We start from the raw sequence: 20,458 nt of genomic DNA, 5'->3' as shown, positions 1-20,458 counted from the left end.
CCCTCTGGATTGTCACATTTGGAATAATGAGCGATGATACACGTCAACATCGTCGCAAAGGGTAGCCTCTTATCGATATCGTCGTCCAAACCGTAGACCATCTAGGCATCGTCGCGGGTATTGTCGATGAGCTGGGTGTGGTTGAGACCATCAATGAGTGTCTTGGCCAAGATCCGCATGAGCAGATCAGCGCCGGGATAGCAGTAAAAGCGATGATCTTGAATGGGTTGGGGTTTGTATCTGCCCCGTTGTATTTGTTCGAGCAGTTTTTCGAAAGCAAAGCCACCGAGCATCTGCTAGGCTCCGATGTCTTGCCTCAGTATCTGAATGATGATCGCTTAGGGCGTGTGTTAGATCGTCTCTATCAAACGGGCATCACATCTGTGTTTTTGGCCATTTGCCTGGAAGCCGTCAAGCGCTTTGACGTTAGCTGTGAGCGAGCCCACTTAGATGCCACGTCGATGAGTGTGTCTGGGGACTATGTACAATCGACTGATACGGGTTCCCTAGCCGCAACGGTGCCGATTCAAGTCTGCCATGGCTATTCGCGTGACCATCGCCCTGACTTGAAACAGTTTGTGATGAATCTGGTGTGCTGGGGAGATGGCGATATCCCAGCCTTCCTCGAACTGGCCGATGGGAATCAATCGGATAAAGCTCGCTTTGCCGGACTCCTCGGCGAGTTCCAGCAACAATGGGAGTTTGAAGGGGTCCATGTTGCCGATTCGGCGCTCTACAGTGCCGATAATGTGCAGCAATTGGGAAGCTTGCGGTGGATCTCTCGGGTACCGTTAACCCTGGCCCAAGCCAATGCCCTGATTGAAGACATCGACGACAGTGCTTTTCGTCCCAGTCAGCGCGACGGGTATCGCATCGCTGAGGTGTGTTGCACCTATGGCGATGTACAGCAACGGTGGATTGTGGTTGAATCGAGCCACCGTCAAGCCTCGGACTTGAAACAATGGGAGAAGCGGTGCGCCAAATCCACCCAACGCAAACAAACTGAGTTAGACCGTCTTAGCCATCAACCGTTTGCGTGTGAAGCGGATGCCCAGAAGGCAGTAGAGCGGTTTGAGAAGACCTTAAACTACCATCTCATCACGGACTCTAACATCGTTAAACAGGCTCACTATGGCCACCCCGGACGACCGGCCAAAACCGCCCCACCGACCTCCGTGAGCTATCACGTTCAGGCCACCTTGACACTCGACCCTGAGGCCGACGCCCTGCAACGGCGCAGAGCAGGACGATTTATCCTGGCCACCAATGTCTTGGCATCACCTGAGATCCCTCTGGAGGAGGCAGACACTGACTCAATCCACCTTTCAACCGATGAGATTCTCTCCGAATATAAGGCGCAACAGGGCACCGAGCGAGGGTTTCGGTTTCTAAAAGACCCATTATTTTTCACCTCCAGTGTCTTTCTTAAATCCCCTGAGCGCATCATGGCGTTGGGGATGATTATGGGCCTGTGTTTACTGGTCTATAATCTAGGCCAGCGACAACTTCGAAATGCTTTGAAAGTTGCCCATGAAACCCTGCCTAACCAACTTGGTAAACTGACTGAAACGCCGACGCTACGATGGGTCTTTCAATGTTTCATGGCCATTCATATGGTCAGTATTAATGGCCAACAGCAGATCGTAAATCTGACCGAAAATCACCGAAACATTCTGCGTTTCCTTGGCTCTGCTTCACAAGCCTACTACTTACTCTGTTGAGAAAACGCATTATTGTCAATGTGCCACTTAAGAGGGCGGAATGTCGGGTGTAAGTTTGCTCACTATCAAATGTGGATGAGTCGATGGGTGGATGGGTGGATGAAATAGCTGCCAAACTTCTGCCATCGGGTACTAGGCGTTCTCTTGCCCACTATTAGGATTTGGATAAAGCTCTAAACCATACCGATAGAGAGCCACCGGTCGATCAATCGCCTTAAAGTAATCTGGGTCTTGGGGCGATAGATAAATAGCCGTAATCTGATCGGCCACAATATGATCCTGTTGGTAATGGTAGGCCGTGGTGTTTTCAACTTCGTTTAAGTAAACTGTTGGTCGTCCGCCGCGAAAAAACTGTTGGAAGACTTCGGTGGTGATAAATGTGTTGTTATCTGGCTGTTCTACGGCGCGTCCGCTCACTGTAGACACTAGCTGCTGGCTATCTTTAAGAAAAGTAATCTGACGGTTAGGATTTTCTGGATCAACGTTGACGGCTTTGACCCAATCGTCTCCGAGATAAGCACGGGCGAGGCTGAGGCCATTAAACGCTCGATCGGACACCACACCAACTGTGTTTTTTAAGGGGCGGTTGAGAAATTTTCCCTGGGCTACCCGTGCCTTTTGAAAGCGAATATCTGCCTCAATGGGCCGATCAAGGTACTGACGATTGCCTTCAAAGCCTGGTGTAATTACCTCTGGGCCTAGAGGGGCGTTCATGGTCATTAGGGTCGATGTCATGCGCCACGAGCCATCCATCCAGTCGGGATAGATCAAGTCTCCCTCAGACGGCTGCACAGGCGGCTTGGTAGACCAATCAGGAAATGTTGACAGTCGCTCAGCTAGAGGACTTGCGATCGCTTCCCCGCTACATAGCAGCCATACCAAAAACAGCAGCGTTACCCAGACAAGCTTACGCCGGAGGCGTTTGATTAAAAGCCGATGCATGCTTACACCTATCACCACAGCCCCAGTTTAATCTCATTAGCAGCCAGAAGGCTTGAAATTAATCAGATAACTGCTCTGGCGACATCGGTAGCAATCCTAAATTATTGGGCGTAATCTGAGAAAGGGCTGTAGCCTTTTAGTACTGACAATAGAACTGATATTCCAGACCTTTAAGTCCACGGTATCTTGCCTGCAGGAGGTCATGATTCTTAACCAGGTTGACCATAGGTTTCAACCCAACTGCCTGTTTTTCCAATTATCAGGTGCTGAGCCGCGTCTATTCCTTTTTGATCAGCAATGGATAATCAAATTCTGCTTAAAGAAGCCTTAGCCGAAGAACTCGGCACACTTTATAAAAATATTACTCAGCTCACGGCTATTCAGTCTTTGCCGGAGGACGATCTGCAGCTACTGCGAGGGTTGGTTTCAGTATTGCAGTTTGCAGCCCATCAAATGGCCGAACAACAAGCGTCGGGTGGCCAACTGACGGCGGATGTTACCATCTTGCAGGACAAAGTTGCCAAGCTGCAGCAAGATAATGCTGCTTATCAAAAACAACTTGAATGGATTAAAGATCGGGTCGCTTTGTCGCGAACCGCTACCGGCAGAACCCAGCTTAGGGCTACCCTAAAACACACCCTGGATATTGCTGTAGAGATTACCCAAGCTAACAGTGGTAGTCTCTTTCTATTAGACGAAGCCGGTATAGTCACGGAATGTATTTTGACGCGGTCCGGTACGACAGAGCGTGAACGCCATCATCTGATTGGCCAGGTATTAAAAAAGGGGCTGGCCGGCTGGGTATTGAAACATCACAAAGTAGAAACCATTAAGGACACCTATTTGGATGACCGCTGGATTAATTTAGCCGATCAGCCCTATAAGGTGCGCTCCGTTATCTGTGCACCGATGGTGGGCCATAGTCGTATTTTTGGGATTATTACCCTGACTCACCCGGAACCGAGACATTTTCGATCGCTATTTGTAGAGTTAATTGAGGCGATGGCCGATCAGATGACTCTCGTGCTAGAAACAGCGCATTTTCGGACTATGAATCGGAGCTTAAATAGTCTGCTGCGACAGCATCAAGAGTTTTGTCATCAGGTATTAACAACAGAGATAGCGGGTACGATGCTGGTGCAAGACAACAAGTTTGTTTATGTGAACAAAGTAGCGGCTAAACTTTTTGGTTACAGCACCGAGGCATTACTACAGCTACCCTCGATTACCAGTGTGATTGCCTACGAAGATCGGACTCAGCTGAAAACTGCTTTGCAAAAATGCCACGCTAAGTCAAAGCAGATTCTCAGCCTTTCCTTTGGCATTACCCACGAAAATGGTCAGGTCATCCCCGTTGCTGCCCGAGGGCTGGCCTATGAGTTTGAAGGAAAGCCTGCGGTGATGGTGATGCTGAATGCAGCGCATCAGGTCTCGGCTTGAGGAAGTCGGCTCATCCCTGTCTATCTGCTGTGACCTATCAACGATTCGCTCTTCCCCTACAATAAATCTAGCTTTTTCCTTCTATTGTTCAGTGATTGCCACTCCCAGTCGTCCTCAGACCATTAAGTTCCTTAAAACATCCACATCTCAAGCCTGGATCGATCAGGCTCTAGCCAACCTGGACGAGGTCATGTTGGATCACTCTCACTGCGAACGTAAGGCCGCGGGAATTGCGATTAAGCTGATGTTTTTGTATCCCGGCGATGTGGCTCTGGTGGAGGCGCTGACGGACATTGCTCAGGAAGAGCTGAGTCATTTTAAACAGGTTAATCAGTGGCTAGCACGTCGGGGCGTGGCGTTACGTTCTCTGGCGGCAGGCCCTTATGGTGCCAAGTTGCGTAAACATGTACGTCCCAATGATCCAGAGCGTAAGCTGGACCTGTTGCTGGTTTCAGCGTTGATTGAAGCACGCAGTCACGAACGTCTGGGGCTGTTGGGAGCACACTGCCCGGACCCAGAACTGGCGAAGTTTTATCGCAGTCTGATGGCTTCAGAAGCGCGGCACTATGGTGCTTACTGGGTGTTGGCCACTAATGAGTTTGGCACTGATGTGGTCATGCCTCGATTAGAAGAGCTGGCGATTGCCGAGAGCGAAATTTTGGCAACGCTACATCCAGCCCCAAGGGTGCATAGTTAATCATGCTGTCGGGGCTGCAGATGGCACACACTTAAAACTCAAAGCTCAGTACTCGTAACGTTCTCTCTGTTTTCTATGGAAGCTTCATTTAAGACGTTCTTGATCCGCGACTGGCAGCCTGCTGACCGAGAGGCCGCGTCGGCATTGATTGGTCAGGTGCTGACTGACTATGGGCTGAATTGGGAGCCAACAGGTGCGGACATTGATGTGGTGCAGGTGGAAAACCATTATCAAAAGGGTGAGTTTTGGGTGGTGGAGCAGTCCGGTCAGATTGTGGGCACGGCGGCTTACTGCCCGATTAGCCGGGGGGAGCAGGCGGTGGAGATTCGTAAGATGTACTTGCTACCGATGGCCCGTGGTCAAGGGTTAGGACGATTTCTGCTAGGGCAATTGGAGGCTGCGATCGCAGCCCGAGGCTTTAAAGAAATCTGGCTAGAAACCGCAACAGTGCTCAAAGAAGCCGTGTGCATGTATGAGACCTCAGGCTATCTACCAGCAACCGGTGTAGAAACTACCCGCTGCGACAAGGTCTACAAAAAACGGATCGCCCTCTAGGGACTCCCCTGGTGGGTGCCCTCAATGCTCCTCTTATGGATTTCCTATATACAAACTCGCAAACATTAAGAATCTCCTGTAAGCCGCTATAATCAGTCGGACAAAATTTCCATTGCCTACTTCTGATTATCGGAGCAGGCACGAAACCGGCCCTTACTATCTACTACTCACCTTACTGTGATTGCAATTTATCCCGGTAGCTTTGATCCAGTCACCTTGGGCCATCTCGATATTATTACCCGCAGTAGTCGCCTCTACGAACATATAATTGTGGTAATATCGCGCAACCCAATGAAAAACCCAATGTTTTCCGTTGAGGAGCGGCTAGGCCAAATTCGTCAGGCGACCGCGCATCTACCCAATGTAGAAATTGATAGTTTTGATGGCTTAACGGTTAACTATGCCCATAAACGACAAGCTAAAGTCTTGATTCGTGGTTTACGTGTCCTATCAGACTTTGAGAAAGAGTTGCAGATGGCCCATACTAATAAGACTCTTGCAAATGATCTGGAGACCGTTTTTTTGGCCACGTCTACTGAATACGGCTTTTTAAGCAGTAGTCTAGTAAAAGAGATTGCAAGGTTTGGCGGAGCAATCGGTCATCTTGTTCCTGATCATGTTGCCCACGATATTCAGAAATGGTACGGCAAGAACCTCCGATAAATGATCCTAGGTTAATCAATGATCCTAGGTTAAATGGCCAGGTCGATGATGTCCTTGCTCAGCAGCAGATTGGCAATGTCACCCCCGGACCTGTGGCGGGGTTCGATATTCAAGATGCCCTCAATCAAATTGAGGAGGCGGTGCTTGATAGCCCTCGCTTACCGGTGATGGGCCGCACGATGATCAATGAGGATGACCTGCTCGATCAGCTGGATGCGGTGCGGTTAAATTTACCTGGTGCGTTTCAGGAAGCCCAGCAGCTGCTAGAGCAGCGCGACGATATTCTGAGTGAAGCCGAGCGGTATGCTCAAGATATTGTCACCACTGCGGAAAAGCAGGCGGCGGCTATTCTGAATGAAACTACGATTTTACGGCAGGCTGAGCAGCAGGCTCAGCAGCTGCGACTGCAGGTGGAGCAAGAATGTGCTGCGTTGCGATCGCAAACCATGATGGAAATTGAGCAGCTACAAGCTCAGACCAATCAAGAATGCGACGAAATGCGTAAAAGCGCCATTACCGAATGTCATGCCATTCAGACCGACGCCGACACCTACGCCGATCAGGTCCTACAGCGCATGGAAACCCAATTTAGTGAAATGCTGGATGTCATTAGCAACGGTCGCCAGCAGCTATATGAACGCCAGCAGCGGGCTCGGCAGACCGCACCCACCCCACCATCAAGCGCCAGTAGTGGCGATGTCCCTGTTGCCCCCCTCAGCCGTCGCCCAATATCCCAGCGTCCTCCTGGCCAGCAATCCTACATCCAGCCCCCACCGTCGACGCCACCATCTCGTCCTCAGCAGCAGCCACCCCGCCCGCAGCAGCCACCTCGTCCGCAGCAGCGCCCCCCACGTAAGTTCTAATCTATGATTGGCTATCTCAAGGGGGACCTGGCCGACATTCAGCGGCTGACCAATGGTCGTGTGATCATTACCCTGGATGTGCAGGGTGTTGGCTATGAACTTCAAATTACCGCCCGAGTTATGGGCAATCTCCCGCCCATTGGCGATCCAGTTCAAGTTTTTACCCATCTACAAAATCGAGATGATCAGCCCGTGTTGTTTGGCTTTGGTTCACGAGCTGAACGCGATGTATTTCGCCTGGCCATCAGCGTCAGTGGCATTGGCCCCCAAATGGGCATGGCCCTGCTTGACACCCTCAGCCTGAATGACCTGGTGCAGGCAGTCGTATCCGGCAACGCCCGCATTTTGTCCCAAACCCCTGGTGTCGGCAAGAAAACTGCTGAGCGCATAATTCTAGAACTAAAAACCAAGCTAGCCGAATGGCGACAGCAATCCGGGCTCCTGACTGCCCCTGTCGCTGGCCCCGTCTCTGTGATTCAAGAAGATGTGGAGATGACCTTGCTAGCCCTTGGCTACTCCAACAGTGAAATCACCAAGGCTCTACAAGCCGTTGGCCAAAGTAAAGCACTCAGTAAAACTGCGGATACTGAAGACTGGATTCGTGAAGCCATTGCCTGGCTCAGTCAGTAAGGCGTTAAACCTTTTCAGGGTCGGTGCGTTGAGCTCTGCTTTCAACCTCGATGCTTACCGTATCAAAGGTTGTAACGAAACCATTGAGCTTGTAACGATACCTGATAGGTTGATTGAGCACACTTTTTGTATCAAAATACACTGTTCTTTGTATGTTGCAGTAGGGCACTCTGCAGATACGCCAGCAGGTTCAACGTCATCAGCGACAGGAATTTATGAAACAGGTTATTGCAGTTATTCGGTCCACTCAGTTAGACAAAGTCAAAGAAGCCTTGGTAAATGCAGGTATCGTTGGCATGACTGTGTCTAACGCCCGTGGTTTTGGTCGTCAGAAAGGACAAACCCAAAAATATCGCGGTCAGACCTACAAGGTCGATTTTTTGCCCAAGATCCGCTTAGAAGTTGCTGTCGCCGATAATCAGGTAGACCTGGTTGTCAAAACTATCACCGACGCTGCCTATACAGGCGAAATTGGCGACGGCAAAATTTTTGTTCTACCTATTGACGCCGTTTATCGCATTCGAACTGGTGAGCGAGATGACGTAGCGCTATCTAGCACAGATAGCTAAGGGCAATTAGAGCAGCCTAGCTTTGCACTCAAAATCTCTACTCCACACCCACTTGCTTGAGTGCAGCTTTAGCTGCCTTCTTCTCTGCATCCTGTTTGCGTCGACCGCGACCGCGGCCATAGAGTAGTCCTTTGACCCGGACCTCAGCCGTAAATTCCTTAGCATGATCGGGGCCGCTAGCGTCAATAATTTGATAGGTCGGAACTTCGCCGAGCTGTTCTAAAGACCAGATTTGGAAGCGGCTCTTATAGTTAACGTGGATGGCGGTTTCACTGACGGTTGCAGCAACGCTGTCAAACATAGGAAAAACATAGGTGCGCAGAGTCTCCACGTCATGGTTACTATCTAGAAAATAAGCGCCAATTAAGGCTTCAAAGGTGCTGCACAATACCCGTTTGCTATTGCGGCTGTCGCTATTCTCGGCACCACGACTAAGACGCAAGTACTTTTGTAGGTTGAGTTGGCTGGCAAAGTAACTGAGCTGGTTTTCATCCACCAGTGCCGCTCGCAAGGGTGTGAGTTCACCTTCGGGCCGTTCAGGGTAGCGTTGATACAGATACTCCCCACTCAGAAAAGTTAAAATAGCGTCGCCCAAAAACTCTAGCCGTTCGTTATCCTCGCAATTGTGCTCTTTTGCATAGGACTTATGGGTGATGGCTAGCTGCCACAGGGCGTGATTTGTAAAAGTGGGTAGATCAAAGGTTCTCATGCTCCCACCATAGCGTGGTTGCTTACGATCTGAAGCTCGTGTCTTTGTAAAAATAACTGCCGCAGGTATGTGCGGCAGTTATTGAGGATGCTGGTTAAACCTGGTGACTAGTGAACATCCGGTTTAAGAAGACTCCTGACCTTATGCCAGTACAAAGTTGTTACTAGTGAGTGCATTCGCATCGACCCCTACTAGAAGTACAGAGCTATCGTTGCCAAGATCGATCAAGGTATCATTCCCTACCTGGGTGGCAGCCCCCAATACGTCAGGCAAGCTGTCAAAAATGGAATTTAAGTCGAGGATGTCATCGTTAATCGAGAAGTCGGTAACAATATCATTACCCGCATTGCCTTCAAATTGGAAGGTATCGATACCCAGACCACCTGTCAGTAAGTCATCATCGCCACCGCCGTTGAGCAGGTCGTCGCCGCTGCCACCAGTAATGTCATCATTACCCAGGCCACCACTCACCACTACACCATCTGTCGAGAGCTGCAGAAAACGATCGTCGCCAGAGCCCAGGCGAACTTCACCGTGAAGTGTGCCTTCATTCAGGATATCAAGGCTGCCCAGTGCGCCCTCAGCATCAATGGCAAAGCCATTACCGCCGCTGATGGTACCGCTATTGGTGATCAAACCATCAAAAATGACACCCGCTTCAATTAAAATACCTGCTTGCTGTTCTGAGGCAATGACACCCCCTAAAGCATTGGTAATGTCGCCATTGAATGTCGCTTCAGTCAGCCCTGAGCCGACAAATAAACGGATACCTGCAGGTACGTTGCTGTCGCCCCTACCTGTAATCACCCCGCTGTTAAAGATATCAGCGGATAACTCCAAGTCATCAAGACCGTCACCTAAGCCGTTCGCTGCCCCCACCTGTACGGAAATACCGCTACCAGCAACGCCTGCATCCACAGCGCCCTGGTTATTGACGGTGATATTGTCAGCTGTGCCATCAAGATAGACAGTGCCATTGCGTTGGTTGCCAGTGCCCAAAATGCTGCCTTGATTGAAGAGGGTGACGTTATCACCATCCAGGTTGACCGCCCGGCTACCAGAGTCAATTTGCCCAGAGTTGATAATTGAAAGATCGTGGTCAGCATTACCGATATAAAGGCCATTGCGAGGACCAGAGATCAAACCGCCGTTAAAAATGCGGCCATCGAAAGCAACCCCATCTTCGACAACAAGACCGCCTAAAAAGCCAACATTGACCTCAGCGGTGATAGTGCCACGGTTCACAACGGAGCCAGTGACGGTGGCCTCGGCTGCCCCCGAGCCATTAAAGAATCGCAGGCCGCTGGAACCATTGCCAGCTACTCGACCACCATTGGCAAAAACATCAGGTCCATCACCACGGCCTTGAAGCAGTCCACTGTTCACAATATCGATGTCATCACTAATGGCATCCCCGGTGGCTCCAACTTGAACGGAGATAGCATCACCTAGATTACCTTCGCCAGCATCGACCAGCCCTTGGTTATTGACGGTGATATCGTCAGCTGTGCCATCAAGATAGACAGTGCCATTGCGTTGGTTGCCAGTGCCCAAAATGCTGCCTTGATTGAAGAGGGTGACGTTATCACCATCCAGGTTGACTGCCCGGCTACCAGAGTCAATTTGCCCAGAGTTGATAATTGAGAGATCGTGGTCAGCATTACCGATGTAAAGACCAGTGCGCGGGCCAGAAATTAACCCACTGTTGTTAATTTGACCATCAAAGGCGACCCCGTCTTCGACGACCAGACCTCCCAAAAAGCCAACATTGACTTCAGCGGTGATAGTGCCACGGTTTGTAACGGAGCCAGTAACGGTGGCTTCAGGCTGTCCTGACCCATTGAAAAATCGTAGACCGCTGGAACCATTAGCTGCTAACCGTCCACCGTTAGCAAAAACATTGGGGCCATCACCGCGCCCCTGTAATAAACCACTGTTAGTAATATTGATGTTGTCATTGCTGGGGTCATCGGTTGCACCCACTTGAACAGAGACGGCATCACCCAGATTTTCTTCGCCAGCATCAATGAGTCCAGTGTTGAGCAAGGCCAAGTCATCAACGGTTCCATCGACATAAAGGGTGCCGTTGCGCTGATTCCCTGTGCCCAAAATAGTGCCTGTATTGATAACAAAACTGCCATCACCATCACTGAGGTCCACAGCCCGACTATTAGACTGGATTGTACCAATATTGAGAAGTCTGAAGTTGTTGCCTGTAGAGCTAATGCCATTTAGATCTCCAGAAATCTCTCCTAGATTCAGTACGGTAGCATTATCACCGCTAGCCTGAACGGCTGTATTTCCTGGATCGGGGGCTGCAATTGATCCGCCAGGGATAACTGCTAACAATGCTTGATCGCCTGAGATGTCAATCGCAGGCTCCCCAACGGGTGCTTGAATATCTTCAACAATAACTTCAATTTCACCATCAGAAAGAACGATGGGGTTAGTAAGTTCTTCTGCCATGATTCGGTGCCTCTAAGTGTTGCTTGGGTTTAATCTGTTGCGAATGAGGTAAACAGATTTTGTTTGTATTTGCATCGTAGAAAGCTAAAAAAGATTATGCTTGAGGCCTAAGACCCGAATTAAATCTAGGTCTAGAGACCTAGATGAATTGTGTTCCCTAGTTTCTAAAAAAGATGAGGCCAGCACAGCAAAATGGTATGAAATGCAAAGCATTTGCTCACTATGCTCTCAGCTTCTAGGCGATTTTCTCAGATAGTTCTCATGTATATTGATGTGTTATCCATTAGCCGTTTAATGAGCAGAGGATACACAATTTCTTTATCTATTTTGTTGGCCGATTAGCTAACACCAATTAGACAATAATTATCTTGGCCACAGTGCTTTCTCAGGTGCTATTCATCTATTGTAGGGTGCCTAAATCTATGATCCGGGTTAAAAGCAGAAGCCTGTCTTCTGAACTTTTGTTTTGCGATGTTATTGATAAAGGCATGCTATGGCTAGTTCACAAAAAACTATTCGGCTCTTACTTGCGGATGACGAAGATATTATTCGCTATGGCCTTAGTGCAATTTTGCAATGTGAAACGGCAATAGAAGTTGTTGGTGAAGCCTGTAATGGTCAAGATGCAGTTGAACAGGCTCAACAGCTAAAGCCCGATATTGTGTTGATGGATATCGGTATGCCTTTGATGGATGGTGTTGTTGCAACAGGGAGAATCTGTCAAGCATTACCTGATGTTAAGGTCTTAATTCTGACAACTTCTACAGAAGACCATCATCTACACGATGCGATGCAGCAGGGGGCGTCAGGATATCTGCTAAAGAACATACCGCCTGAAGATTTTATTCATGTGATTCAAAGTACTTATAAAGGCTATATGCAGTTTGACCCTGTAATCGGCCAAAAGTTGTATCAACAGTTTAAGTCTCCTCAGCCTGCTAAAGCTTTGAATGATTGGAAGGGGGCGACTCCGAGAGAACGTGAAGTTTTAAAGCTGATTGCTGCAGGTGCCAGTAACCGAGAGATTTCGCAAACGCTCCACATTGCTGAAAAAACTGTTAAAAACCACGTTAGCAATATCTTGAGTCGAGTGGGGTTAAGAGATCGTACACAATTGGCAATTTGGGTTAATACAACTAATTTAGATGTGTTGCAAACTGCTTAAATTCTTAAAATAAGAGCCCTCAATGATACGTTGGAACCTCTGGGCAAAATTTAGTTTATTTCTATTTTTAGTGTGGCTGTTGGTCAGTGGCTCTACTGTAGCTCTGCTTTCGCAACATCTCAATGCCCATGCGGAGCAAGCTGTTAAAGAGCGAGCAAAAATTGTGCTGACCAGCATGCAAGCTGTTCGTGACTACACCCGCGATCATGTACAGCCAGTGTTAAAAAATAGTGTTGATACGGGATTCTTTGTCCAGGAGAGTATCCCTAACTTTGCGGCTAGAACTATTTTTACTAACTTTCAGCAACAGGATGAGCTGTTAGAGGATTTTTTGTATAAAGAAGCGACGCCAAATCCCACAAATCCTACTGATCTTGCCGATGCATTTGAGGCTGATATTTTTGGTCAACTCCGACAGTTTGTAACCTCTGAGCCCCAAGGCCTCTCTGGCTATCGGTTTTTGGATGATAAGAAGCTGTTTTATATGGCGCAGCCTCTAGTGATGAATGATGTTAGTTGTTTGGAATGCCATGGCAGTGTGAGTGATGCTCCTCAGTATTTGGTGGAGATGTATGGCGATCGCAACGGGTTTGGTTGGCAACTCAATGATGTCGTCGCTGCCCAGATGGTGTATGTGCCTGCGGATATTATTTTTGACCGGGGTCGTCAGAACCTGTGGACGGTGACCAAAACACTCTTGGGTACGCTGGGGGCATTTTTCGTCGGCGTTAATTTATTGCTGTGGCGCACAGTGGTGCAGCCACTCAAGATCCTGACGAATACTGCCAAGTCTGTGAGTAGCTGTTCAATTAGGTCGGAGCAAAATGCTTATCCACAAGACAAGCATCTGGAAAAATTAACCCTAAGACAGGATGAACCTGGTCAACTGGCTCGTTCGTTTCAGTACATGATTTATGTGCTCAGTCGACGTGAGCAGGATCTGCAGCTGGCGGTTCAGGAACGAACGCGATCGCTAGAGCAGGAAATGCGCGATCGCAAAACTGCCCAAGATGCATTACAAACCTATTCCCACGCCATGAACCATGACCTGCGTAACTTGGTTATGGGTATTGCCAACCTGGTCCAGGGCATGATTTTCCGTGCTTCTAGAGACACGGCAGCTCCACCAACTCAGCCGCCATCGCTGGTTATCGAGCCCAAGGCACTTACGATGATTCAGCACAGTTGCGATCGCCAGCTCAAACTGATGAATTCCCTGATGGAAGTCCAAGCATCAGATGTTTGGCGCATATCGCTGCAGCCAGACAGCATAAACCTTAGGCATCTAACAGAAGACCTGAGGCTGTTCTACGAATCTAAACACGTTGCACCAGCCGCCACCCTAGACAACCAGGTGTCGTCCAGCTTGCCATTAATCTGTGGAGACTTCTGTCAGCTCAGACGAGTGTTTGAAAATCTAATTGACAATGCGTTGAAATATAACCCCGATGGGGTCAAAGTTACCTTACGCGCTTGTGTTTGGGCGCAAGATACCTCAATGGTACGTTGCGCAGTGATTGATAACGGTGTCGGTATTGACCCTGCCAACAGCCAAACATTATTCGAACTCTACAGGCGGGGTGATGCCCAGGGTGCAATCGCTGGCTATGGTCTAGGTCTGTACATCTGTAAAAAAATCGTTGAAGCCCACGGTGGCCATATCGGTATTGAACCCGAGCGCAACCAGGGAGTAGAATTCTGGTTTACTTTACCGATTACAGGTACAGTGTATGCACAGTAGTAAAAAATTACTAAGACCAGAGCACATCCAACTCAGGTAGATGCCCGTACGTATACTAGACAGTTCACATCCTTAACTTTTTTATTGGTCCTTAACCCATGCCTTCTGAGCATCGCGAAAGTCCAGCTCCAGATTGGGGAGATGAAACAGATGAAGCGTTGTTTACATCGTTACAGCAGGGAAATAAGGCGGCACTCGCGGTTTTGTACGATCGCTACTCACGGTTAGTTTATACCGTTGCTTTTCGGATTTTAAACAACGGGCCAGAAGCCGAGGATTTGACCCAAGAAATTTTTCTTAACCTCTGGCAAAAACAGACCTATAACCCCAAACGTAGTGCCCTGAGTCGTTTTTTAAGTACCGTTACCCGTAATCGCGCCATTGATCGGGTGCGTTCCCGTAGCATTCGGCGACGGATTCTCAAAGGATTGGTGCCTCAGTCTCAACCTGTAACCTCTTTTTCGTTACCTGTAGAGCAGGCCTCCTTAGGAGAACGGTCGCAGCGGGTGCGGGAAGCGTTGAAAAACTTGCCTGAAAAACAACGGGAGCTTCTATGGCTAGCTTATTATCATGGATTTAGTCAATCCGAAATCGCTAACCATACGAATATACCGTTAGGGACCGTTAAATCTCGCATGCGTCAGGGTTTACTCAAGCTCAAAGGAACATTGCAAGATTTGGTCGACTAGTTATTCCGTTTGATTGATTATCTATCACTGTGCTATGGCTTCTGAACGAAAATTGGATGAATTTGCAGCTGACTATGTGGCTGGTAATCTCTCAGCCGAAGAAGCTGATGAATTTGCCCGTTTGGTTGCTGAACAGCCTGAACTGCAGCTAGAGGTAGACCGTCTGGAGAAAACTGTTGGCTTAATGCTGGATGAGCTGCCACTGATGCAGCCGCCTCAGCATTTGAGAGAGACAATCCTGGCTGGGGATAATGTCCCTGTTGTGGTGAGATCGCAACGCTCACCCATAACCTGGATACTAGGGGCCGTTGCTGCTGGAGCAACCTTGTTATCCCTATCCTTAGGCATGAGCAATCACCGTTTACGCCTAGCCAATCAGCAGCTAAATGATGAGCTGCTAGCCGTGATGCCCGCACAGCAAGCTCAGCTGATTTTGCAGCAGCCCGCCACCCGCTTTTATGACTTTGCCGGAACTGATAATGCCACTGAGGCCTTTGGCAGCATGATTGTGGATACGGATGGATTGCAGGCTGCGATCGCATTCGAAAACCTATCTCCCCTGACTGAGGAGCAAACCTATGCCCTATGGGTGCGCCATCAAGGTGAGTACGTTTTCTGCGGCGTATTTCAACCCAGCCAGGAAGGCAATATCTTTACCACCTTACCCATGCCTCCGGTTTATCAATCCAGACCCTGGGTGCAGGATGTCATCGTAACCGTAGAATCTGCAGATTTACCGGCTCAGCCAATGGGGCCAGTGGTAGCTGAAACCATATAGGGCAAGGGTTACAAAAGAATCTACAGAATAATCAAAAAACTTTCATCCAATCCACGCCCCCACTCGTATTAATAATCAAACAGATGAGTTGTTATTGATTCGAAGATGACCGAGTTTGGATAGTTACACTTTTTGCGATCGCTGATTTAGGGGATGAACCAGTTTAGATCCATTGCTATTTGGCAATATCTCACAACTAAAATCATCCCGAGGATCAGCAATGCCCACTTTTGTTGGGTGTATCCAAAATCCGAATTTAGCAAACCTAGTTCAACGTGAACAATCCTGTGGAACAGGTCTTATACCTCTCCTGGGATGTCAACTGCTATTAAGAGGATTCTGTAAACTGTGTGATTGAGAGAGAGTTTTCTGTGAGGCAGTATTCAATGGTGTTTTGGTCTATTCAAAAACTCTCAATTTTAATCTCATCCAATCTTGAGCCTTATGCGTATCTATAACTGAGTGTCGGTTAGGTTCCTGCCAGACTTCAATTCTTATCTGGCCATGAACTAGCCAATTACATCTCTGTTTGTTCACTCTTCTCTGACTAAAAATATTCACAACAACAGCCTTATTGCTAAGGCCTGGTTGAGCATGCTGACTATTTTTTAAGAGAGGCCCGCTTCTTTTTGCTATCAAACCCTAGGAGAACACACAATGAACTCTTTTCTAGCTCTTCTTGTTAACCAGATTGTTGGCAGCCTATTTGAAAATGCACCTGAAATTGAGGACCTGGGCGACATCTTCGTAGGTGGCAATGGTAACGACAACTTTCAAGGTGGCGATCAGGATGATATCTTCTTTAGCGGTAACGGCAATGACACCATTCTTGGCGGTGCTGGCACTGATGTAGCCTTTTCAGGCAGCGGTAATGATACGGTTGTGGGTCAAACCGGTGATGATGTTGCTTTCTTAGGTTCAGGGCATGACCGTTTTATTTGGAACAACGGTGACGGTAGCGACTTTATCAATGGCGGCGATGGGTTTGATGTCACTGAGGTTAATGGTGCTAATGGCGCTGGCGATGAGTTTGAGCTGGTTGAAGCCAATGGTCAAGCCATTTTTAACCGTCTGAATCTAGGCCAATTCACCCTAACAAATGAGAGTATTGAAAAATTTGAAATTAATGGTCAAGGCGGCGATGACTCCTTAACAGTTGGCGATTTGACTGGTAGCGATGTTCAAGAAGTTGCCTTTTATGGTGGCGATGGCAATGATACGTTAGATGCCCGCGACAGCTCCACTACGATTAAAGCTGACGGCGGCGCTGGCAATGATTTGTTGCTAGGGGGTTCTGCCGACGACACATTCTATGCTGGGTCTGGCGATGATATTGTTGTCGGTCAGCGCGGAACTGATACGGCTTATCTAGAAGATGGCGACGACCGCTTTATCTGGAACAACGGTGATGGCAGCGACTTTATCAACGGTGGTGCAGGCTTTGATGTTACCCAAGTGAATGGTGCCGATGGAGCCGGTGATGAGTTTGACCTCAGTCAAGAAAATGGTCAAGCGATTTTCAATCGTCTCAATTTAGGCTTATTTACCCTGACTAACGAAGAGATCGAACAGTTTGAGATTAATGGTCAAGGTGGCGACGATTCTTTGATCGTGAATGATCTCACCGGTAGCGATGTTCAGAAGGTTGTCTTCTCCGGTGGCGATGGCAACGATACGTTAGATGCCCGCGACAGCTCCACGACCATCGAAGCGTTTGGGGGTGATGGTGATGACCTGTTGCTAGGTGGTTCTGCCGTAGACACATTCTTTGCCGGTGCTGGTAATGATATTGTTGTGGGCCAGCGCGGAGATGATATCGCCTACTTGGAAGATGGTGACGACCGCTTTATCTGGAACAATGGTGATGGCAGCGACTTTATCAGTGGTGGTGCAGGCTTTGACGTGACTCAGGTCAATGGTGCAGACGGAGCCGGTGATGAGTTTGACCTGCGCGCAGTGGATGGTCAGGCTATTTTCAATCGTCTTAATCTCGGTCTCTTTACCCTCACTAACGAAGGCATTGAGCAATTTGAAATCAACGGACAAGGCGGAGATGATTCTTTCACCGTTGGTGATCTCACCGGCAGTGAGGTACAATTCGTGGTCTTCTCTGGTGGTGACGGCAATGACTTTTTGAACGCCAGCGGCACGCTCACACCCGTTACTGCTGATGGTGGTGCTGGTGATGATATTCTCATCGGTGGTGCTGGTGATGACATACTCATTGGTGGCAATGGAGCGGACCTGCTGATTGGTGGAGCCGGTAACGATATCCTCATTGGTGGTAACGGTGCTGACTTCTTTGGCTTTGATACTGGTGCAGCGTTTAACGCGGCTGACATTGGCACTAATCAAATCCAAAACTTTGAGGCTGGCGACAGCATTGTTCTAGATATGACTGTGTTTGCTGAACTGACGAGCGCAGTGGGTGGCGCACTTGCGGCTAGTGAGTTTGCAGTGGTCAACAGCATAGAAGAAGCGGCGATGAGCGATGCCCTAATTGTCTATGGTGCTGATACTGGGAACCTATATTACAACCCCAACGGCATTGAAGATGGCTTTGGTAGCGGTGCTCAGTTTGCCACTATTGAAGGTGCACCTACCCTAACGGCTAATGATTTTGTCATTCAGGCATAAGGGCGTAATATCTACCACATAAACAACAGAATCCCTCCAGGTAATGTTTTTCAAGCAGCACTTGGGGGGATTTTGCGATCGCAACCACAGCGAGGTGCAGTGGCCCAGGTATTGACTAATCTAAAGGCCATTGTCAGTCAAATGTACTTTTCAGTAGTATATTTTTACTGTCAAGTTATGATGTTTAAAATTTTCTCTTTGTTCTCAAGCAATTGGAGATGAGTATTGACTATTTTTCAAAGTCCTCAGCGAGTCGCGATCGCACTACGAGATAACACCCTAAGTGAGCGCGAAAAGCTCAATTTCCTGTGGGTCTCGATTGCGATCGCCAGTATTTTTGGTCAAGCCAGTATTTTAGGCGCGCTGGCACAGCCAAATATATATGGGCTAGTCCAACTCGTACCGTGGGGTGTTGAGATTTGGGGGATTGTCGTGAGCTATCGGGCCAATTGCCGAGGTGACAACCAGCATTTTTTGGAGCGGTTTGTTTGTTTGACGACATCCCTGGCGATTCGAGCTTTTCTGGTTTACTTTGTGCTGACTGCCCTCATTCGTTCTTTGTCTTCGCTGATTTATTTGCCGCAGTTGTATAGTCTTCAATTTCTGCTTACACAACTGATTGTTATTGGAATGTTCCTTTACATCTATCTCCATTTAAAGCAATTAATAGCGATCGCTGCCAGTAGTGACGGTGCTGGTCAACGGGAAACGGGAAACGGTGGCGAGTAATCACGAGTGTCTATCTTTCGTATCTGGGTCTGGTAGCATTGTGGTCTCTTAGCCACAAAGTTAGTTTGTCGGTTATCTGCAGCGGGTGATAGGCAACGGTTATGCTGCAAAGACGAATGCATACTCGCATATATGAAAACTGAAACAGAGTACATCAACACAGACTTCGACCTGAAATCGAAATCACCATTCGACACCCTCAACCGTGAACTCGATCAAATGTGTTGCGTACTGCATTACACCCACGGCGAAGATGGACATTGGCACTCGACTGTTGAATCCGCTCATGATGATGGGACTGCCAAGCGTAACGCCGAAACGGATATCCTCGCGATCATCGCTGCGATCAATGTACTCTCACCAGCAGCAACGGCTGAACTTGCTTCCTGCTGTCTGCGTGAATTTAATATTGGGTTTCACTGCTGGGATACTTGGGCCTATGTTCACAGGCTGCCATCGCCTGTTGTTCAGGCTGTTGCTAATGCGGATTGCTCACTAGCAGTTACGCTATACCCAATGCGTAACCCAGACGGCAGCCCAAAGGAATGATGCATGTGCTTCGATTCCTTGGTTGCTTGATTTAGTATGGTCTGAATCATCAGGTATCACCAGATTCTATTCATGCTCAACATGAACCCTGGCATCACTTCATTACAGTCAACCTCAGTTGGTGCCTCCAATATCTCTACAGCTTGTCCAGAGCGATAAATCTCCACTTGCTTATTTTTAGGATTAACCAATAATCCCAACTTCACCCCCAAGCGCTGATACTCTTGCATTTTCTTCTGTAACGTTGGCAGACTGTCTGTAGCTGAACGTAGCTCGATCAGAAAATCTGGAACAATCGGGATAAATCTAACAATTTCAATACCCTCCAGGCGAGACTTTTCGATCCAGGAAACATCTGGTGACATTTTTCCACCATCCAATGCCGTAAAGTCATGACCATCCGAGCTTCCAACAAATTTCGAATGTGAAAGGCGTTGAACAAATTCGAAATTTTGATTTCTCCTGCAGTTTGCCATGGCTGTGATGCCCTAGGAAAAACTTTACTGGACGTACATCGGCGCGTTTGGGAAATGCGCCGATGTACTAACCTCTAATCTACCCTTATCCGTTTGGTCAAAATGGCCATCACCTCATTAGGGCGTCCGGTGGAGATAGGTTTACTCCAGTCGTTTGGTTCAGCGTAATGCTTTTGGTGTAGCTCTTGAATAGTCAGTCGGACAGCTGTGAGACTGCCAAACAGCATATGGCGAACAGGTTCGTATTGATAATCGGGCAGCGGCGCGGTGTCGGCAATCGCACCCCCACCTTGGGTCGTATCGAGAAACATAAGCTTTGGTCTCCAGATGTTTAGGAAGAAACCAAAGCTCAAGATTCAGCTACCCCGAGAATGGATGCAAACCGGGGTAGCAATAGGATAAAGTATCCCAAGCCTGTGCGACACGAAGTCGCTCGAAC

Annotated in this window: 20 protein-coding genes; 15 read left to right on the top strand and 5 right to left on the bottom strand. The window is 48.4% G+C overall.

Features of this window, described 5'->3' with window-relative positions; genetic code table 11:
- Positions 1-71 precede the first annotated feature (71 nt).
- Positions 72-1,721: an IS1634 family transposase gene (locus N836_RS57840; RefSeq protein WP_031292849.1), complete on the top strand. Its 1,650-nt coding sequence runs from the start codon at positions 72-74 to the stop codon at positions 1,719-1,721.
- A gap of 132 nt (positions 1,722-1,853) precedes the next feature.
- Here N836_RS57840 and N836_RS57835 read toward each other — a convergent pair whose 3' ends face one another.
- Positions 1,854-2,663 (bottom strand): DUF6816 family protein, encoded by an 810-nt coding sequence (locus N836_RS57835; RefSeq protein ID WP_023073984.1) that lies wholly within the window; start codon positions 2,661-2,663, stop codon positions 1,854-1,856.
- A gap of 297 nt (positions 2,664-2,960) precedes the next feature.
- Here N836_RS57835 and N836_RS73535 point away from each other — a divergent pair, with 297 nt between their 5' ends.
- From N836_RS73535 to N836_RS57810, 7 genes are all read left to right on the top strand, one after another.
- A complete protein-coding gene (locus N836_RS73535) occupies positions 2,961-4,103 on the top strand; it encodes a GAF domain-containing protein (protein WP_023073983.1) in 1,143 nt (380 codons plus the stop codon).
- 91 nt (positions 4,104-4,194) lie between these two features.
- On the top strand, positions 4,195-4,800 hold the full coding sequence (locus N836_RS57830; RefSeq protein WP_023073982.1) for a tRNA-(ms[2]io[6]A)-hydroxylase: 606 nt from the start codon (positions 4,195-4,197) through the stop codon (positions 4,798-4,800).
- A gap of 75 nt (positions 4,801-4,875) precedes the next feature.
- The gene (locus N836_RS57825; protein WP_023073981.1) at positions 4,876-5,355 is read left to right on the top strand and encodes a GNAT family N-acetyltransferase; all 480 of its coding nucleotides are present in this window, start codon (positions 4,876-4,878) and stop codon (positions 5,353-5,355) included.
- Positions 5,356-5,532: 177 nt separating this feature from the next.
- Positions 5,533-6,018: a pantetheine-phosphate adenylyltransferase gene (gene coaD, locus N836_RS57820; protein ID WP_023073980.1), complete on the top strand. Its 486-nt coding sequence runs from the start codon at positions 5,533-5,535 to the stop codon at positions 6,016-6,018.
- The gene (locus N836_RS77090; protein WP_023073979.1) at positions 5,994-6,881 is read left to right on the top strand and encodes an ATP synthase F0 subunit B; all 888 of its coding nucleotides are present in this window, start codon (positions 5,994-5,996) and stop codon (positions 6,879-6,881) included. The genes coaD and N836_RS77090 overlap by 25 nt, the downstream gene beginning before the upstream one ends.
- A gap of 3 nt (positions 6,882-6,884) precedes the next feature.
- The gene (gene ruvA / locus N836_RS57815) at positions 6,885-7,511 is read left to right on the top strand and encodes a Holliday junction branch migration protein RuvA (protein WP_023073978.1); all 627 of its coding nucleotides are present in this window, start codon (positions 6,885-6,887) and stop codon (positions 7,509-7,511) included.
- Positions 7,512-7,726: 215 nt separating this feature from the next.
- Positions 7,727-8,080, top strand: a complete 354-nt coding sequence (locus N836_RS57810; RefSeq protein WP_023073977.1) for a P-II family nitrogen regulator — start codon at positions 7,727-7,729, stop codon at positions 8,078-8,080.
- A gap of 37 nt (positions 8,081-8,117) precedes the next feature.
- Here the strand turns inward: N836_RS57810 and rnc are convergent, their stop codons facing one another.
- Both rnc and N836_RS57800 read right to left on the bottom strand, forming a co-directional pair.
- Positions 8,118-8,789 (bottom strand): ribonuclease III, encoded by a 672-nt coding sequence (gene rnc, locus N836_RS57805; RefSeq protein WP_023073976.1) that lies wholly within the window; start codon positions 8,787-8,789, stop codon positions 8,118-8,120.
- A 141-nt stretch (positions 8,790-8,930) separates the two neighbouring features.
- Complete coding sequence (locus tag N836_RS57800) at positions 8,931-11,255, bottom strand: beta strand repeat-containing protein (RefSeq protein ID WP_023073975.1); 2,325 nt, start codon at positions 11,253-11,255, stop codon at positions 8,931-8,933.
- 493 nt (positions 11,256-11,748) lie between these two features.
- On the opposite strand from N836_RS57800, the gene N836_RS57795 reads away from it, so the two are divergent.
- From N836_RS57795 to N836_RS57765, 7 genes are all read left to right on the top strand, one after another.
- Positions 11,749-12,420 carry a response regulator gene (locus N836_RS57795; RefSeq protein ID WP_023073974.1) on the top strand — a complete coding sequence of 224 codons (672 nt, stop codon included), beginning with the start codon at positions 11,749-11,751 and terminating at the stop codon, positions 12,418-12,420.
- Positions 12,421-12,442: 22 nt separating this feature from the next.
- Positions 12,443-14,161, top strand: a complete 1,719-nt coding sequence (locus N836_RS57790) for an ATP-binding protein (RefSeq protein WP_023073973.1) — start codon at positions 12,443-12,445, stop codon at positions 14,159-14,161.
- Positions 14,162-14,259: 98 nt separating this feature from the next.
- Complete coding sequence (locus N836_RS57785) at positions 14,260-14,850, top strand: sigma-70 family RNA polymerase sigma factor (protein ID WP_023073972.1); 591 nt, start codon at positions 14,260-14,262, stop codon at positions 14,848-14,850.
- Positions 14,851-14,884: 34 nt separating this feature from the next.
- Positions 14,885-15,628, top strand: a complete 744-nt coding sequence (locus N836_RS57780) for an anti-sigma factor (RefSeq protein ID WP_023073971.1) — start codon at positions 14,885-14,887, stop codon at positions 15,626-15,628.
- A gap of 657 nt (positions 15,629-16,285) precedes the next feature.
- On the top strand, positions 16,286-18,265 hold the full coding sequence (locus tag N836_RS57775; RefSeq protein WP_023073970.1) for a calcium-binding protein: 1,980 nt from the start codon (positions 16,286-16,288) through the stop codon (positions 18,263-18,265).
- A gap of 225 nt (positions 18,266-18,490) precedes the next feature.
- The gene (locus tag N836_RS57770) at positions 18,491-18,994 is read left to right on the top strand and encodes a hypothetical protein (protein ID WP_023073969.1); all 504 of its coding nucleotides are present in this window, start codon (positions 18,491-18,493) and stop codon (positions 18,992-18,994) included.
- 132 nt (positions 18,995-19,126) lie between these two features.
- Entirely contained in the window at positions 19,127-19,543 is a 417-nt protein-coding gene (locus N836_RS57765; protein ID WP_023073968.1) for a hypothetical protein, read from the top strand.
- A gap of 56 nt (positions 19,544-19,599) precedes the next feature.
- Here N836_RS57765 and N836_RS0138565 read toward each other — a convergent pair whose 3' ends face one another.
- Together N836_RS0138565 and N836_RS57760 are read right to left on the bottom strand one after the other, a co-directional pair.
- The gene (locus tag N836_RS0138565; protein ID WP_081716912.1) at positions 19,600-20,019 is read right to left on the bottom strand and encodes a Uma2 family endonuclease; all 420 of its coding nucleotides are present in this window, start codon (positions 20,017-20,019) and stop codon (positions 19,600-19,602) included.
- A gap of 74 nt (positions 20,020-20,093) precedes the next feature.
- Positions 20,094-20,330: a hypothetical protein gene (locus N836_RS57760; protein WP_023073966.1), complete on the bottom strand. Its 237-nt coding sequence runs from the start codon at positions 20,328-20,330 to the stop codon at positions 20,094-20,096.
- Between the last annotated feature and the right edge of the window lie 128 nt (positions 20,331-20,458).

This window comes from Leptolyngbya sp. Heron Island J (genome assembly GCF_000482245.1).
Lineage (GTDB): Bacteria > Cyanobacteriota > Cyanobacteriia > Phormidesmidales > Phormidesmidaceae > Leptothoe.
Note: the sequence above shows the minus strand (reverse complement) of the source record. Positions and strands in the feature narration are given on the sequence as shown.

Bases quoted from the DNA above. Each gene is read 5' to 3' on its own strand.
- N836_RS57835 (WP_023073984.1), bottom strand. From the start codon at position 2,663: ATGCATCGGCTTTTAATCAAACGCCTCCGGCGTAAGCTTGTCTGGGTA.
- N836_RS73535 (WP_023073983.1), top strand. From the start codon at position 2,961: ATGGATAATCAAATTCTGCTTAAAGAAGCCTTAGCCGAAGAACTCGGC.
- N836_RS57825 (WP_023073981.1), top strand. From the start codon at position 4,876: ATGGAAGCTTCATTTAAGACGTTCTTGATCCGCGACTGGCAGCCTGCT.
- N836_RS77090 (WP_023073979.1), top strand. From the start codon at position 5,994: ATGGTACGGCAAGAACCTCCGATAAATGATCCTAGGTTAATCAATGAT.
- ruvA (WP_023073978.1), top strand. From the start codon at position 6,885: ATGATTGGCTATCTCAAGGGGGACCTGGCCGACATTCAGCGGCTGACC.
- N836_RS57810 (WP_023073977.1), top strand. From the start codon at position 7,727: ATGAAACAGGTTATTGCAGTTATTCGGTCCACTCAGTTAGACAAAGTC.
- rnc (WP_023073976.1), bottom strand. From the start codon at position 8,789: ATGAGAACCTTTGATCTACCCACTTTTACAAATCACGCCCTGTGGCAG.
- N836_RS57800 (WP_023073975.1), bottom strand. From the start codon at position 11,255: ATGGCAGAAGAACTTACTAACCCCATCGTTCTTTCTGATGGTGAAATT.
- N836_RS57795 (WP_023073974.1), top strand. From the start codon at position 11,749: ATGGCTAGTTCACAAAAAACTATTCGGCTCTTACTTGCGGATGACGAA.
- N836_RS57790 (WP_023073973.1), top strand. From the start codon at position 12,443: ATGATACGTTGGAACCTCTGGGCAAAATTTAGTTTATTTCTATTTTTA.
- N836_RS57785 (WP_023073972.1), top strand. From the start codon at position 14,260: ATGCCTTCTGAGCATCGCGAAAGTCCAGCTCCAGATTGGGGAGATGAA.
- N836_RS57780 (WP_023073971.1), top strand. From the start codon at position 14,885: ATGGCTTCTGAACGAAAATTGGATGAATTTGCAGCTGACTATGTGGCT.
- N836_RS57775 (WP_023073970.1), top strand. From the start codon at position 16,286: ATGAACTCTTTTCTAGCTCTTCTTGTTAACCAGATTGTTGGCAGCCTA.
- N836_RS57765 (WP_023073968.1), top strand. From the start codon at position 19,127: ATGAAAACTGAAACAGAGTACATCAACACAGACTTCGACCTGAAATCG.
- N836_RS0138565 (WP_081716912.1), bottom strand. From the start codon at position 20,019: ATGGCAAACTGCAGGAGAAATCAAAATTTCGAATTTGTTCAACGCCTT.
- N836_RS57760 (WP_023073966.1), bottom strand. From the start codon at position 20,330: ATGTTTCTCGATACGACCCAAGGTGGGGGTGCGATTGCCGACACCGCG.